Annotated in this window: 12 protein-coding genes; 9 read left to right on the top strand and 3 right to left on the bottom strand. The window is 43.1% G+C overall.

What is annotated here, in order from left to right; all coding sequences use genetic code 11:
* The first annotated feature begins 1 nt into the window (after window position 1).
* From QTP81_RS01445 to QTP81_RS01425, 5 genes are all read left to right on the top strand, one after another.
* Window positions 2–2,446: a bifunctional diguanylate cyclase/phosphodiesterase gene (locus tag QTP81_RS01445; protein ID WP_289363186.1), complete on the top strand. Its 2,445-nt coding sequence runs from the start codon at window positions 2–4 to the stop codon at window positions 2,444–2,446.
* A gap of 69 nt (window positions 2,447–2,515) precedes the next feature.
* Window positions 2,516–3,709 (top strand): glycine C-acetyltransferase, encoded by a 1,194-nt coding sequence (gene kbl, locus QTP81_RS01440; protein ID WP_289363185.1) that lies wholly within the window; start codon window positions 2,516–2,518, stop codon window positions 3,707–3,709.
* On the top strand, window positions 3,710–4,732 hold the full coding sequence (gene tdh / locus QTP81_RS01435) for an L-threonine 3-dehydrogenase (RefSeq protein WP_289363184.1): 1,023 nt from the start codon (window positions 3,710–3,712) through the stop codon (window positions 4,730–4,732).
* A gap of 5 nt (window positions 4,733–4,737) precedes the next feature.
* Window positions 4,738–5,058 (top strand): thiosulfate sulfurtransferase GlpE, encoded by a 321-nt coding sequence (glpE, locus tag QTP81_RS01430; RefSeq protein WP_289363183.1) that lies wholly within the window; start codon window positions 4,738–4,740, stop codon window positions 5,056–5,058.
* A gap of 2 nt (window positions 5,059–5,060) precedes the next feature.
* Window positions 5,061–5,906, top strand: coding sequence for a rhomboid family intramembrane serine protease (locus QTP81_RS01425; protein WP_289363182.1), 846 nt, complete (start codon window positions 5,061–5,063; stop codon window positions 5,904–5,906).
* Here the strand turns inward: QTP81_RS01425 and QTP81_RS01420 are convergent.
* A complete protein-coding gene (locus QTP81_RS01420; RefSeq protein WP_289363377.1) occupies window positions 5,903–6,280 on the bottom strand; it encodes a flagellar basal body-associated protein FliL in 378 nt (125 codons plus the stop codon). The genes QTP81_RS01425 and QTP81_RS01420 overlap by 4 nt on opposite strands.
* Window positions 6,281–6,472: 192 nt before the next feature.
* On the opposite strand from QTP81_RS01420, the gene QTP81_RS01415 reads away from it, so the two are divergent.
* Window positions 6,473–7,033 (top strand): chorismate--pyruvate lyase family protein, encoded by a 561-nt coding sequence (locus QTP81_RS01415; RefSeq protein ID WP_289363181.1) that lies wholly within the window; start codon window positions 6,473–6,475, stop codon window positions 7,031–7,033.
* Window positions 7,026–7,895 carry a 4-hydroxybenzoate octaprenyltransferase gene (ubiA, locus tag QTP81_RS01410; protein ID WP_289363180.1) on the top strand — a complete coding sequence of 290 codons (870 nt, stop codon included), beginning with the start codon at window positions 7,026–7,028 and terminating at the stop codon, window positions 7,893–7,895. Before QTP81_RS01415 ends, ubiA begins: the two co-directional genes overlap by 8 nt.
* A 284-nt stretch (window positions 7,896–8,179) precedes the next feature.
* Here ubiA and QTP81_RS01405 read toward each other — a convergent pair whose 3' ends face one another.
* The gene (locus QTP81_RS01405; RefSeq protein WP_289363179.1) at window positions 8,180–8,785 is read right to left on the bottom strand and encodes an integron integrase; all 606 of its coding nucleotides are present in this window, start codon (window positions 8,783–8,785) and stop codon (window positions 8,180–8,182) included.
* Window positions 8,786–9,136: 351 nt separating this feature from the next.
* Complete coding sequence (locus QTP81_RS01400) at window positions 9,137–11,209, bottom strand: hypothetical protein (protein WP_289363178.1); 2,073 nt, start codon at window positions 11,207–11,209, stop codon at window positions 9,137–9,139.
* Between the two features lie 484 nt (window positions 11,210–11,693).
* On the opposite strand from QTP81_RS01400, the gene QTP81_RS01395 reads away from it, so the two are divergent.
* A complete protein-coding gene (locus tag QTP81_RS01395) occupies window positions 11,694–13,628 on the top strand; it encodes a calcium-binding protein (protein ID WP_289363177.1) in 1,935 nt (644 codons plus the stop codon).
* 318 nt (window positions 13,629–13,946) lie between these two features.
* Window positions 13,947–14,900: a Fic family protein gene (locus QTP81_RS01390; RefSeq protein ID WP_289363176.1), complete on the top strand. Its 954-nt coding sequence runs from the start codon at window positions 13,947–13,949 to the stop codon at window positions 14,898–14,900.
* Window positions 14,901–16,046: the final 1,146 nt, after the last annotated feature.

Genomic DNA, 16,046 nt, shown 5'->3' with positions numbered 1-16,046 from the left:
TATGGCAAAAAAAGTCAGTGTTGCGCAAAAATTAGTGTTGGTTTTAATTTCACTGTTAGTGCTGTTTAGTGCGCTGCTAGGTGGCCTACTGATCTATCGCTCGAATGCTGATCTGACTCTGCAGCAACGCCAAATTCAAATGCAATACTACAAGCAATATCAGCTTCTCAGTAGTTTTATCAATGATCGACTGGTTAGCTTTGTGGAAAACTTTGCCAGTGATGCGCAATTGCAAAGTGTTCAAAAAGAGGATGAATATGCACGGTTACTGAGTAGCCAATACGAAGAGTTGACAATGCGCTGGCAAGTTGAAGATATCGCATTTTTTACACGCAATGGACAGCGTACGCTTTATTCCGAACAACTCACCGATTCGGTCGCTATGAATGCCGTCGCAAACGATGTTATGCGTTTTCAACGACCAGAAAGCAAGCTGGTTTGCGCTGGAGATTGTGTGCGTATTTTAGGCGTGCCGATTATGACCTCATCTGGAATTGCAGTTGTCGTTGTGGAGTACACGCTAGCTGAAGTGTTGGCCTCATTTGCACGCTCAACATTAGCGCAAATCGCTGTGGTATCAATGCCAGAGCAATCTCTGGTGGATATAACCTTACAAGGCCAGCTAACCGAAGTTAACCGTCAGCGCTTTGCACATTTCATCGGGCTATTGCCAGATGACCTAAACTATCCAAATTTTTACCAGTATGGGCATGTCGTTCACGATGATAATCGGGCCTTACTAATAACGACAATGCCGTTAGCAGGTAATCCAGAAAATAGGTTTTATGCACTCGCGGTAACTGATGTGAGCGATCGCTATTACGCCTTACAGAACTATCAATGGATTGTTATTGGTTTTGCTATTTTATTGAGTTTTGGGTTCGTGTTGATGCTCAGCGTGTTGTTACGGCAATATCGACTGAAACTGGAGAACTTGTCGCAGCGTTTACCACTGCTCGCCGAAAACCGGTTCGAAGAGTTTCGCGATACTCGGATCCTACGACAGCGCTGGTTTGAAGATGAGTTAGACCAACTTGAAGCCTCCGCCGACTCTCTAGCGACCAATCTTGAGCAACTTAACCAGCAAGCCCTTGCCGATCAGGTCCAACTCGAAAAAATGGCTATGTTTGATGCCCTAACCGGCTTACCTAATCGCAGTATGCTGATGTTTCAGATCGACAAACACATTGCCTCATTAAAACGCACCAATCGCGCAGTTGCATTAATGTTCCTCGATTTAGATGACTTTAAAAGCATTAATGATACGCACGGGCATGGGGTGGGCGATAGTTTGTTAAAACAAGTGGCCACTCGGATCAGCAAGCAACTACGCGAAACCGACATCGCGGCTCGTTTCGGTGGCGACGAGTATGCAATATTGCTCACTGATATTGAACGCACGGAAGATGCAAATGTTGTCGCTGAAAAGATTATCAATGCTTTTGCCAAGCAGGTGAACGTTAAAGATTTGCAGTTTTTTGTGGCGGTGAGCATTGGTATTGCAGTGACCCGTGAGCACGATATTACGGCGGTTGAGCTGTTGCGACATGCGGATATTGCTATGTATGAAGCAAAAGCGGTTTCTGGCTCCGTTTACAGAACCTACGACGCATCGATGAATTTAAAGCTGATCCGCCGTGTTGAGGTAGAAAATGAAGCGCGCAACGCCTTGCAGTGTGATGAGTTTTATTTAGCCTTACAGCCAAAAATTGATTTGCAAACGCATCGCTTACATGGGTTTGAAGCACTAATTCGTTGGAAACATCCACAAAAAGGCTTTGTGTCACCTGCTGAATTTATACCGATTCTCGAAAAGTCTTCGCTCATGGTAAAAGTTGACTACTGGATAATCGCGCGTTCGCTTAGCATTCTGTCTGAGCTGACTATAAATGGTTTTGGGCAACTAAATATGGCTGTTAATGTGTCTGCCTCACAGTTCCTCGATGCCAACCTGGTGGAGTACTTGCGTCAACAATTGCGCCACTTCGATATCGAGGCCCACCGGGTTGAACTGGAACTAACGGAAACAGCATTAGTGGACGACCTGACGCGTGCATGTGACGTGATGAATCAAGTGAGGGAACTGGGCTGCAGAATTTCAATTGATGACTTCGGGACGGGTTACTCGTCCCTGAGTTATCTCAAAGCGATGCCTGCTGACACCGTGAAAATTGACCAGTCTTTTGTCAAAGGTATGCTGGACGATCAGGGAGATAGGAATATTGTGTACAGCACGTTAACCATGGTGCGCGGTATGGGCATTGAAGTTGTTGCAGAAGGCATTGAATCAGCGGAGCAGTTTGACTTGTTAAATCACTTCGGCTGCGACTTAGGCCAAGGCTACTACATTGCCAAACCCATTGATGAAAAAGATATTTGGCAAGCACTCAATAAATCGTGCATCGACGGTATATGGCAACTCCCGTTGCCGGTTCACAGCGAATAATCAAAGGTAATATCTGTACGCCATCGGGCAGGTTGATTATTATAGCGCCAAAATTTTCTGGAGGTTGCCATGTCTGAAGCGTTTTTAGCGTATTTGAATGCCCAAATTGAAACTGTGAAACAAGAGGGTTTATACAAGCAAGAGCGGATTATTCAAACTCAACAGCAAGCTGATATCACGGTTGCTGGAGGTGAACACGTCGTAAACTTTTGTGCCAATAACTACCTTGGCTTGGCGAACCATCCTGAGCTAATTACAGCTGCCAAAGAAGGCTTAGACAGTCATGGCTTTGGCGTTGCTTCGGTCCGCTTTATCTGTGGTACCCAAGATATTCACAAGCAGTTAGAGAGCAAAATCAGCGCGTTTTTAGGTACTGAAGATACTATTTTGTACCCGTCATGCTTCGATGCGAATGGTGGCTTGTTTGAAACCATTTTAGAGCCTGAAGATGCGATTATTTCCGACGCACTGAATCACGCTAGCATCATTGATGGTGTGCGTTTGAGTAAGGCGAAACGCTACCGCTATGCAAATAACGATATGCAAGCACTGGAACAGCAGTTACAAAAAGCCGATGCCGATGGAGCGCGTTACAAGCTAATCGCAACAGATGGGGTGTTTTCTATGGATGGCATTATTGCCAACCTAAAAGGCATTTGCGACTTAGCTGAAAAGTATAACGCGATGGTGATGGTTGATGATTGCCATGCCACTGGTTTTGTTGGTGAAAATGGCCGCGGTTCACATGAGTATTGTGATGTGATGGGTCGCGTTGACATCATTACCGGTACATTGGGCAAGGCCCTTGGAGGGGCGTCAGGCGGTTACACCTCGGGGAAAAAACCTGTGATTGAGTGGTTGCGCCAGCGCTCGCGCCCGTATTTGTTCTCAAACTCAGTTGCTCCACCAATCGTATCGGCGTCGATCAAAGTGTTTGAAATGATGGAAAATGGCGCAGACTTACGCGATGCGGTAAAACGCAATGCGGCACATTTCCGTCAGCGTATGGAGGCTGCTGGCTTTACTTTGGCGGGTAAAGATCACGCAATTATTCCGGTCATGCTGGGCGATGCCAAATTAGCCAGCGACATGGCTGATCGTCTACTGAAGAAAGGCATTTATGTGATCGGCTTTTCATACCCAGTGGTACCTAAAGGGCAAGCGCGGATCCGTACACAGATGTCAGCGGCTCATTCACTGGCGCATGTCGACAAAGCGATTGATGCATTTATTGAAGTCGGCAAAGAATTAGGTGTTATATAAATGAAATCACTAGCCAAATTACATCGTGAACCCGGTATTTGGATGCAAGACAATCCAATCCCAGAGGTGGGGCACAATGATTTGCTCATCAAGATTCGAAAGACAGCCATCTGCGGCACCGACATGCATATTTTTCACTGGGACGAATGGTCACAAAAAACCATCCCGGTGCCTATGATTGTCGGACACGAATACGTGGGTGAAGTGGTTGATATGGGCAGTGAAGTGCAAGGTTTCAAAAAAGGAGACCGCGTTTCTGGTGAAGGTCATATTACTTGTGGTCATTGTCGAAACTGCCGTGCTGGCCGCCGTCACTTGTGTCGCAATACCGAAGGGGTTGGGGTAAATCGCCAAGGCGCTTTTGCGGAATATTTGGTAATCCCTGCATTTAATGCATTTAAGATCCCCGACAATATCAGTGATGACTTAGCCTCGATTTTTGACCCTTTTGGCAATGCTGTACACACCGCTCTGGCATTTGATTTGGTCGGTGAAGACGTACTGATAACCGGCGCTGGTCCAATAGGCATAATGGCTGCTGCAGTGGCCAAGCATGTGGGGGCTCGCCATGTGGTGATCACTGACGTAAACCCTTATCGCTTATCATTGGCAAAGCAAATGGGCGCAACACGCGCGGTGAACGTGGCGGAGCAAGATCTCAAAGCAGTAATGCAAGAGCTGGGTATGACCGAGGGGTTTGATGTTGGGCTTGAAATGTCTGGTGTACCTAGCGCATTTGACAGCATGCTTGAAAATATGAACAACGGCGGAAAAATAGCCATGCTGGGCATTCCACCTAATTCGGTCGCTATTGATTGGAACCAGGTGATTTTTAAAGGTCTTACTATTAAAGGCATATATGGACGTGAAATGTTCGAGACCTGGTATAAAATGGCTAGTCTGCTGCAAAGCGGTTTGGATTTAAAGCCGATAATCACTCATCAATTTGCAATCGATGATTTTCAGCAAGGTTTTGACACGATGGCCTCGGGGCAATCTGGCAAAGTCATTTTGAATTGGTAGTACCTATGAGTGAGTTTAAGCACATTAGTCCACAAGAAACCTTTGCCAAAGCGGAAGCGGGCGAGGTTGCCATTGTTGATATTCGTGACGAGCAGTCATTTGTCGCTGCACATATGCCCAAAGCGTTTCATTTAACCAATGGCACTATGCACCAGTTTAGCCAGGAAACGGATTATGAAACGCCGGTCATCGTTGTGTGTTATCACGGTATCAGCAGCCAACAAGCGGCTCAATACCTGGTCCATCAAGGATTTGAAGACGTTTACAGCATGGATGGTGGTTTCGAGGCTTGGCGCGCGCAGTATCCTGTTGAGTCTGGCGAATAAACGTGCGAACGCTGATTGAGTTTCAGCATGAAGCAGCGGCGCGGCTTTTGGTCGCGCAACTCATTTCCCAAAATCTATCAGCTCGCTATCAAGCAGTTGATACTGGTCATCAAGTACTTATTGAACGCGAAGAAGACTGGCAGCAGGCTGTAGATATCACCCGTGCATTTTTAGCCAATCCCAGCGCAGCGCAATATCAACAAAACGCGTGGGAATTTGGCGAACAAAGCCAACAGATTGGGCAAAGTGGACTTGCACTGCCTAGCCTCAGTGACATTTTGCGTACACCACTGACGAGTTTAATTGGCTTGTTTTGTATTGTGGTTTATCTCTTATTGCTGATCGGTGGTGGCAGTTGGATCCAGCAGTGGCTGTTCATTATCCCGTGGCATGCTCTGGTGTACGAGGGCGATTGGTGGCGTTTATTCACACCGAGCATCGTCCATTTTTCAGCTATGCACATCGCCTTCAATTTATTGGGGTGGTTTTATTTGGGGGCGCAAATAGAGCGAAAGCTTGGGCTATCAACACTACTGCTGATTTTTGCATTAACCTCAGTGCTAGCAAACATCGCACAATTATTGGTTTCAGGCCCTAATTTTGGTGGGCTATCGGGTGTTGTTTATGCTTTATTGGGTTTTGTTTGGTGGCTGGGTTGGTTGAAGCCTGATTGGCAATTGAGCTTACCCAAAGCGTGGATTGGTCTTGCACTGGTGTGGCTGGTGATTGGTTACGCTGATGTGTTATGGGTATCTATGGCGAATACCGCACATACTGTTGGCCTGATTACTGGATGCATGCTCGCTTGGCTGTATGTGCAAATAGCCAAGCTGACACAGAAGCGTTAACCCTGATACAAATATTTCGTAAAGATAACGTCTTTGACTACCGGCCGGCCAGTTTCTTCCTCAAGGCGTTGTTGTAAGGTCTGCAAAATAGTTCGGCGAATATCTTCGCGGCCCGTCAATGACTTCACTTTATCTTCGGGCTGACGACCAATGATTTCAATCACAATCGCGCGTAACAACGGCATGTGGTGTTCAGCGATTTCAATGTTGTCGGCGTCATCTAACATGAGCTCAACGGTCACTCTTACAAAGCCTAAAGTTCGCGCGTTACCACTTAAGTAGTTGGTGACGATATCAGGCTCTAAGCCCATATAAGCAATTTGAGATTGTGCAAGTGAATGCGCTGGAATTGCCATGCTAATAACGACCATCATGCTGGCTAGTAATCGCTTCACAATACAACCCTTAATTTGCATATTTACCCCATCAACCTGACTTATGCATTTTAGCATAGCGTAATTTTACCAAAGCCAATCAAAAAAAAGCGATGATTATTCTGGTATATAGATATTCTCAATGTCCCAATGTTATTATTATCGGCAATAACCGCCTGAAGTAAAAAAGTTTTGAATTGCGTTACTGCGCTAAGCTTAGATAAACCCTTAGAACTCGCCATTGACTGGACCGATTCAACAGCTGTGCCTGTCGCTGATCCCTATTTGGCTAATTGGCTAATGGACACTGGCTCTCTGACCGAGCGATTGCAAAGCATGTGTCGACAATTCAATGTGCAAGTGTTGTATCACGCTCAACCGGTATCCAGCGGAGATTACGTTCGTGAAGTGATTCTGTGGGGTGATAAACAGCCGTGGGTCTATGCCCGTTCGGTCATCCCAGTGGCTATAAATAATGGCGAATTGTTGGATCTCGGCACTCAACCGTTAGGCCAACGAATTTTTAATGATGAACGCTTTGTGCGCGGCAACTTCGAATTGTGTCAATTGGACTGTGAAAGCCTTGGCGCTGGTTTACCCAATGAGCTTGTCTCCGCATTTACTGACGGCATGACTGCTCTGTATGGGCGCCGCTCAATGTTTCAGTTTCTCGATACACAAATGTCGGTGGCTGAAGTATTTTTGCCAGCTGCACCTGCATATATCCATCAGCACAAGGATAGCCATGGATAAAAAGACTCTCACCGCCTATTGGCAGTTAATGCGAGCCGATAAGCCAATCGGTATTTATCTGTTACTTTGGCCAACGTTTTGGTCGGTATTCATCGCTGCGGAAGGATATCCAAGCTGGCAAATCGTCGTTATTTTTGCTTTGGGTGTGGTCGTGATGCGCTCGGCGGGGTGTGTGATTAATGACATTGCTGACCGCAAGGTAGATGGCAAAGTAAAGCGGACAGCTCAGCGACCACTGGCCCGCGGTGATGTATCGACTAAACAAGCAATGGGGTTGTTTTTTGTTTTACTTGCGATTGCTTTTGCTCTGGTGCTACAGCTTAATATCGAAACTATCTATTTATCCTTTGTAGCCGTACTTCTGGCATCAATATACCCCTTTATGAAACGCTACACGCACTTGCCACAAGTGGTTTTGGGAGCCGCGTTTAGTTGGTCTATCCCTATGGCTGCCATGGCGATTTTGGGGGAATTACCCAATTGGGTATGGGGTTTATATGCTGCAAACCTATGCTGGACCATTGCCTACGACACACAATATGCCATGGTTGACCGCGACGACGATATTTTAATTGGGGTTAAATCAACGGCCATATTGTTCGGTCAATATGATCGCGTGATGATTGCTAGCTTACAAATTTTGACGCTAGCCGGTCTTGTTTGGGTAGGTGTTTATTTGGGGTTATCTCTGCCTTATTACTTAGGTTTATTAGTGTCGACTATATTGTTAGGGCGACAACTGTTTTTGATCCGCGAACGTGAACGAGACGCCTGTTTTCAGGCATTTTTAAACAACCACTGGGTTGGTATGGCTGTAACCCTTGGCATTGCGATGCATTACTGGTGGCCCATTCAGTTATAGTGGCCTATGCAATAGCGGTGCTGCATAAGCGTAATGTAAGTTAGTCTTGAATTAAAAAGTTAGACTGAAGTTGAACCTTCGTCATCCCATCGTTCTGATGAACAGCAAGGTTGTATTTGTAAACAGTAAAACACTGCTACCGCAGAGTAGTCGGGGATCTGCTGTGTACGTAAAGCCGACGTTCGTTAATGCCAAAATCAATCTAAAATTGCATTCAAATCGGCAGTCGCTGAGTGTTTAAGCTTCAACGACTGCTTTCAAACGTAAAGCTGACGTTAGTCAGTTTATTTATCTAAAGGACTTCGTGTGCCGGAAGAGTGCTGGCCTATCACATGGGTGTAGATTTGTGTCGTGCGTAAGTCGCTGTGCCCAAGTAACTCTTGTACCGTGCGGATATCCGAGCCGGAAAGTAAAAGCTGAGTGGCGAATGAGTGCCTGAACGTATGGGCAGTTACATGTTTAGTTACACCGGCTTTTTTTACAGCTGCTCGCAATGCTTTGGTCAATGCTGTCCAATGCAAGTGATGGCGGCAGTAGTATCCATCCACAGGGTGCTGGCATCGGGATGTGGAAGGGAATAAGTATTGCCACTTAAACTCTTTAATCGCATACGGGTACTTTCTGGCCAAGCCAGGCGGCAAACTGGTTTCACCTCCACCTTCAGCAGTATCGCGCTGATGAATAGCCCTGACTGACTCGATTTGCTGTTTGAGCGCCGGCACTAGATTGTTCGGTAACATCGTCACACGGTCTTTGCCGCCTTTACCGCGAAAGACAAAGACGCTTTTACCGTCAAAGTCGATATCTTTGACGCGCAGTTTAAGCAATTCAGCTTTGCGTAAACCACACCCATAAAGCAACGAGAAGGCGAGCTGATACTTTTCGTTCATGTGGCTGATGATAGTGAGTGCCTATTCATGAGATAAGACTGTAGGTACCCGCTTTGGCGCGCGGTGAAACCACAATTTTGAAAGTTAGTAGTGAATACATCAACCTGTCTAATTGACGCCATCTCAAAATTGAAAGAGTGATCTTAGTTGCCATTGTTGGTGGATACAGATTCGTAACACAAATTGTTGAGTTGAGGGCTTTCATTGTATTAAGACTTCAAATTGTCGATGGAAAAGCCAACCATTCTAAATTTATCGCTATAGCTAAAGGCACTTCATATATTACGATTACCCACCGACATATAAAACAATAGAAGATAGTTAGAATAAGTGGTTTTGACTATAGAGCCTTTAATTAAAAGTTCTAAATCTTACAAGGGGGCTCCCAACGGCCTGTCGAATTTGCGGGTGAATTAACGCGATATCTTCAAAGAACATGAAGTGTTCAACTTTCAACCGATGGAGTCGCTTTAAATGTTCCGCTTTCAATTCTGTTCTTGCTATAAGGTCAATAATCAACTTCTTATAGTCTTCTTTATCAAGACTATGAGCAGCGAGCTTTAAATCCAGCGCCAACATCAAAGCGTCCCGACCATGAGGGTAACCTTGCAAGTCTTTTGGGCGTTGGAATGCTGGATCAGCTAACAAGTCTATTGCTTTTCCGATGGCATAGCGTTTTAACTCACTGTAAACGATGCCTGGATATGTATTCTCATGAAGATAAAAAATGCGTTCGGTCTCGATATAATCATGAGGGCTGCCAGCTAAGCATGATTCATGACTAAGCAAGTTAAAACTCATGTACTGAACGGCATCAAAAATTTCTTCCATATAGCGCTTACCAAATTTTTCACAGTAAACTTCGGTGAGGTAGTGTCGTTCAAACGGAGTTAATTGATCAATTTGAGCTTGAACTGTGTCAGGGATATCTTTTAATGAGAGAGTAGAAGCTGCTATCACATTAATTCCTTGCGTATCTCGGGGCTCTCTTTCCATCTTGGAGTAGAAGGCGTCAACCAAAGTCAGCGATTGTTGTTCCAACAATTGGATATTTTCGACATACCCCTTATCTGCACTCAAATGCGCAACGATATCATCTATGCTTGCAAGAGGCGGCACCAAGGACTGCAAGTTTTGCTTTAGGCTATCACAAGTCTTAACCCTCTCCTTGTGTTCGTCCAATAGCAACTTACTATCATACGCTTCACGTTTCAGTTGATCCTGCAGATTTAGTGGTAACTCAGAATCAGGATGGATCCTTAGCTTCTCGATGTGTTTAGGTGGAATAGATAAGGCGTTCAACTGGTCTACAACTGGTCGATCAAGCATAGCTGGGTAGCCGGCTAACATAAGGCTTTTGGGAAAAGGCCCCGGTACCACATCAACCATAAATCCACGTTCAACTAGTAGTGCCATCATCGATTTATGAGTGTCTGTGAACTCCTGGCTTTCGGTGTTTAATGTTTCAAAAATAATAGTATTGAGCGGATTAAAAAAAAACTCTGTATGTTGAAGATCGGGTTGCGAGAGTATTAGGCGCATTACCTCTAACGACTCAATCTCAATTGCCGCTTGCAATGCGGTTTGGAGCTGACTGTGTTTGGTAAATACCGGCGAGTTATTATAGTTAAAGCTCGACAGTAACTTCTCTAAAACTTCAATACTTGCTCTAGAGCGAACTGCTTGAGTGAAAAGTAACTGACTAACAGGGTATTGAGCGGCAATATCGTCTACAAAATACGTTGGGGCAGCTGCCAAATTATGGCCAATGAAAACATCTGGAGACCAAAGTAGTTTGTCTTTGCCACGCCGAAACAATAGGCCGCGTTTATTGTTATTCTGTCTAAAAACTTCAGCTCCAATGATAGTTAGTTCAATATCGTATTGCGTCACGGCATCCAACACATCCCGCAAATAGTAACCTGTACTTGTTAATTCATCGATTTCTTCTTGAGTGGGTCTGAGCGGAGCTTGTTGAAAGTGTTCTGCTTCCTTAACCAATTGAAGTTTATGAAGAGTTGACAATGCTTCATAAATTTGAAAATACCCTTCTGCTTGGAGCAAAAAGACAGCATCTCTAATCAAATTGTTTTCATCTATATCCCTAAGATGTTTCATGATACTTTCGTTTATGGTTTCTAGGCGGTCCCTAACACCTTTGTTCTCTGTTTCACATTGGCTATAAGCTTCACTTGCCGCATAAATTTGCTTTGCGTTCTCAAATATCAAACCTGTTTGTATCGGCAATGCTTGTTCAATATTTCGAGCGTACTCCTTTTCTGAACCGTCAGGCTCTGAGGTATTAATTTTTGTTGAATCACTGTTGAGTACATGTTCTTCAAAGGATGGGAAGCCATACATACCGACAATAATCGCGACAAATCCAAGAAGCACAGCACCTAATATACGCATTTTGTATTGCATAAATTCCTTTATGATAGTTATGTGGCCAAGTTGATGGATTAAAACATCCTATCTTAATTTCATCGATCTGCTTTAATTGGTGAGAACATCAATGGCATACAAAAATGGTAAGCGCTTTAATCCGTAGCGATTACCCAAACCAGTTTTTTGAAATCCCAAAAGCCGTATCTGATCGGGTTAGTTTAAGCGTCACCTCATTATACTGAGATGTGTAAAGCGTACATTAATTGTAAGAACAATGAGTCCATTTATTCGAACATTCACAATTGTTTTTTTCGAGCTTACAAAGCCGCTTTCATGAAGTAATTTTGTCAACTGATGGTAAAGGAAGATCATCTAACTTCCCTTACACGTCGACAATTAACTTACCATTGGATTTTCAACAATGTGAACTGTTCTCGAGAACGATGAATAGAGGCGACAAACTGCAAACTAAATCGCAATGGGAGTAATCGTTGTTAATCACTTAAGGAAAAGACTACACATGAAGCTTAATCCAATAATGCTTGCCCTTCCAATAGCGACCGTATCACTGTTCGGAAACATACAAGTCATTGAATCTAATCAAAAACAAAACAGTTATCTTTCATCAATATCCAAAGTGAAATTTACTTGGAACAGGGCAATGGCAAACGATCCTGAATGTTGGTGGGAAGGAGAGTTCTTTAGATGTGATAGCGCAGACGATCCTTATCGCCCGCCAGGCTTTGGTTGGGGGGGCTGGTGGGATACCGACGACTGGATATATTATGATGATCCTGTTGATGACGGTGGCGGAGCAGGTGGTGGCTCTGGTGGGAACGGCTCAGATGGAAATGGGTCTGGGGAACCTCTTGAGTTAAGTACTGCAGAAATCGTTGAACTGACTACAAAATTTGGGCAGCTAAAAGCGGCAGTAATCGCTTTACTTGATGACCCAAGAGTAAATCTCTCTGTTTTAGAAAGAGGAAAGCTAACCAAATTAGTGTCAGGACTGATAGACATTACTAGTGCACTGCAGTCTGGAGGCCCAGGGTTAGAGGCTTTTTTAGCGGGTAATACAGACGAAGCTGTATTGACAGCTGTGAGTTTCTTAGCTGGCGCAGTAACCGGTGTAGTGCTAACTAGCTCTGGAGCTCCAGTAGTTGCTTCATTAATTGGGGGCTGGCTAGCCTCAGAAATAGTTGAGATTTCGTATGAGTTAATATTAGACGTATCAGCCTTTGTTTATGATGAATTCCAGGATGAGGATAGCTTCATAAACAATCCGTTCGATGACTTTTTATGTGGACTAGGTAATCCTCTATGCGACGATACTAAGTTTATTCCCCCTATATTGCTTGATCTCACTGGTGACGGTATCACATTACTATCAATGAAAGACAGCAGAGCAAGAATGGATATAGACTCCGATGGGTTTGAAGAGAGAATTTCATGGGTGGGGGCTACGGATGGCATACTTGTAATAGATCACAACGGAAGTGGAACAGTCGATCATTACAATGAATTTTCTTTTGCCAGCTTTGCAGGAAGAGGATCCTCTGATTTAGATGGACTTAAAACATTCGATGATAATGGAGATGGAGTGTTTGATCATCTAGACCGTGCATTCGATAGTGCTTTTGTATGGATAGATTCGAATTCAAATGCGAAGGATGACGGAGAACTCATCTCAGCGAGTCAATTTGGTTTAACATCGATTTCTCTTATTGGGGAAGAAAAGTATGAAGAAGTCAATGGTAATGTTGTCGTTACTGAGATTTCATATAATTCTGAAATTAATGGGGCTAGTACTAGTTTTGTTGCGTTAGATACATTGCTATATGGGAGTAAAAGTTCAGGAGTTAAAAAGCACGAATACGCTGATGGCGCAGTTGTAGTTGAGAGAGAGGATGGACAAGTACTACTCTCACTCAAGGGAGTCGATGAACAAGTATTAGATATTGGTACATCTGCATATGGTATTTGGTCAAGTTTTGGTTGGGTTGTTACTGGTAGAGGTGATGATACCATAACCATTTCACAGGATACCGGCGTCCGCCTTAAGTCCGGTGCAGGAAACGATGATGTTGCCGGTGGCCGCGGAAATGACTTGATCCGTGGTGGTAAAGGTAATGATCTGTTAAGAGGTGGTAAGGGTAACGACAAACTAGTAGGAGGCAGAGGCAGAGATACACTTCGTGGAGGAAAAGGTGACGACGTCTTTATTGGAGGTAGAGGTAAAGACATGTTCGTCGTAGGAAAAGGTCACGATGTAATTGAGGACTTCGTGCCAGGCAAGGATTCAATAAAAATTAGAACCGAGTTCGGCCAATTCATTCCTAAGTATTCGGATTTTACTGAAACAGATAAAGGTCTGAAATTGTACTTATCTGATGATTCTTCTGTTTTGCTGAGACGTATATCTATAGAAGATATTCAACTGGAAGATTTTAGTTAGATTTTTAACATGAGCAGGGACGCTCTAACATTTAGGTAATTGTATGAATTGTTCAAAATGCAAAAATAAGTTAAGCATCAAATTATTTGGACTTTTGCTTCTATCCAATCATGCAGAATGTCCGAGTTGTGGTGCCAGTCTTAAGTTGAAAATTCAATTTAAGAGGTTACTTATATTACTAGTGCCGCTATTTCTCGCACTTTTATTTATATTCAAACCTATGTTCGAGACACTCGGTTTAGGTTTTGGAGCAACTGGATTGACAGTGGCTTTACTAATAATTTTTTCTCTCAAAGTCGGTCATCGGGAATAGGGCAAGTGTTGGACTTTGATTCGCAAATCAACCGTGTTTTTAGAGAACTGTCGCTTATTTTTGGAAGTACAAGCCAATTGTTGAAGAATTTCGAATCGATGCCAGCCCAAGATCTTATGATGGCTAAATATGGAATCTATTATTCGGGTTCACTAAAAGCCAAAGTGTTTGAGCACAAAATTCAAGCCTTTGAGTCTTTATATAAAGCTCTAATGCATGAGTCATCAAATCTTCCTGAAAGTCTATTGAGTGCCCACGCCCTTTTACATACTGGTCACAGCTCGTTTGGTAAGCTGAGAGTTCGCGACGTTTACCTTGGCCAGAGAGAGACCATGCCTTTTGATAACGATAATTTCAAACCTCGAGGTTCTAGTGCAGTGAATGATGCGTTTTTGAAGTGGATAGAATACAAAAAAAAAGGCTCCCTAGGCTGCTTATATAGTTATTTTTGGTTTCTAAATATTCACCCATTTCAGGATGGGAATGGCAGGTTTTCTAGAGCGTACTTAATGAGTGTGAGTGATGAATTTTGTGCATTTCCTTTGTTCATTGCATTCACTAAAGGCCAAGAACACAATCGACTCGTACAAACAATTGAAAGTGAAAGCGGCACTGAACACCTCTCTCGCTACATGAGCAATTATTTTAATTGGTTACACCACTTAAAAGGTAGATGTAAATTGGAAATATTGAACTTCGTACAAAAATTTCAGTTTTTCCTTAAACAGTTGGGTTTAAGTACTCAATTGCAGCAAGTTAACTCGCTATTTCAAGAACCTATATTCGAAGATGTTAATATATTATCTCCAGAGTTAAAGCCTCTCATAACCTTTTTGAAAGACAAAAAAATAATAAAGATGTTTAAACCGAAGCTTGATAAACCTCAAATACATGTCTTTCTGCCGGCGTTGCGATTATACGATATATGTAAAAAAGAAGTGTTAAAGCCGATAAAATAAAAGGAGTCGAATGGTTTGAATCATTATAAACCAACTTTTAAACGTTTTTGTGGGGTTACCCTTAGTTCATTGTTTATTGCACTACTTATAGTGCTTACCGTCGATAAAACGTCTGTTAAGCGAGACCCGAGTTTTGGCTTAATGATGGTTTTACTAATTTTTTCAGTAATATTAATTTATTCATACGTAACAGGAAAAACTTTAGGCAATGTTCGTGTCGTAGATGCTAATACAGATAATGTTGTCTTTACTTTTCTACAGTTTTTCTATTCTGTTATAGTCTGGGTACTTGTATATTTTGTCTTTATCTTCTAGAGAGAGCATTCAGCGAAAATTCTTGCTGGAATGGATACTTTTTAGATCCAACTAATTTGTTTTCCTAAGCGGTCTACACTACAAGCTGCTTTGCACCAGGTAAGGCCGCATGATTGTGTCAAAATTAGAAAAAATAGGCTCTAAATGAAAAACTAGGCCGTATTACTGTTGTATTTTTTTGATAATTCTAATTTCGCCGGTGTCTAATCAAAATAAAACGCTTCAAACAACGAATAGGCAATCTTTAGCGGAGCAAATAAAAAATTTTTAGTAGTGGAAGATGCACCAATAACTTTTACTATCTTGGCTTCACTATACTGGGTGTTCGCTGTTTTCTATGGCTATTCAGCTATCCGATCAAGGTTTAAAAAAGATGACACCTAACAAACGACTATGGTGAAAACTTCCTTGCGGCAAATTATTGCGAATGAAAAACTAACGTTAGCAATGAAGACAAAGTGATCATTCATATGTGTAGTGGTTGATACCTAAAATCCGCAATTATCCACTGTTAAAAATAACAAAATGCGAACGTTGGCTACTTATCTTTTCTTGCCCGTGGGGCAACAAGTAAGAAAGCCGACATTCGTATATTTCTAAAATGGCTGCGATTTGCTCCCTAGTTGATGGTAGTCGGTTAAATGCTTTTAAACGTCTGCTTAAGGAAGCAAAGCAGAATAGTTTTGTTCGGTTTGTTTTAAACAGGTGTTTGCTCCCATATTCAGGAAAACGACCCAATCGCTTGTTTTTGTCCGCAATACAATTCGCAGAATTGTTTGGTATACGTTGTATTCTATGACTTTCGGGAACTTGGTAATCGTGGCACTATGG

The organism is Neoalteromonas arenosi, assembly GCF_030362855.1.
In the GTDB taxonomy this organism is placed as follows: domain Bacteria; phylum Pseudomonadota; class Gammaproteobacteria; order Enterobacterales; family Alteromonadaceae; genus Alteromonas_E; species Alteromonas_E arenosi.
Note: the sequence above shows the minus strand (reverse complement) of the source record. Positions and strands in the feature narration are given on the sequence as shown.

Bases quoted from the DNA above. Each gene is read 5' to 3' on its own strand.
- QTP81_RS01445 (WP_289363186.1), top strand. From the start codon at position 2: ATGGCAAAAAAAGTCAGTGTTGCGCAAAAATTAGTGTTGGTTTTAATT.
- kbl (WP_289363185.1), top strand. From the start codon at position 2,516: ATGTCTGAAGCGTTTTTAGCGTATTTGAATGCCCAAATTGAAACTGTG.
- tdh (WP_289363184.1), top strand. From the start codon at position 3,710: ATGAAATCACTAGCCAAATTACATCGTGAACCCGGTATTTGGATGCAA.
- glpE (WP_289363183.1), top strand. From the start codon at position 4,738: ATGAGTGAGTTTAAGCACATTAGTCCACAAGAAACCTTTGCCAAAGCG.
- QTP81_RS01420 (WP_289363377.1), bottom strand. From the start codon at position 6,280: ATGATGGTCGTTATTAGCATGGCAATTCCAGCGCATTCACTTGCACAA.
- ubiA (WP_289363180.1), top strand. From the start codon at position 7,026: ATGGATAAAAAGACTCTCACCGCCTATTGGCAGTTAATGCGAGCCGAT.
- QTP81_RS01405 (WP_289363179.1), bottom strand. From the start codon at position 8,785: ATGAACGAAAAGTATCAGCTCGCCTTCTCGTTGCTTTATGGGTGTGGT.
- QTP81_RS01400 (WP_289363178.1), bottom strand. From the start codon at position 11,209: ATGCAATACAAAATGCGTATATTAGGTGCTGTGCTTCTTGGATTTGTC.
- QTP81_RS01395 (WP_289363177.1), top strand. From the start codon at position 11,694: ATGAAGCTTAATCCAATAATGCTTGCCCTTCCAATAGCGACCGTATCA.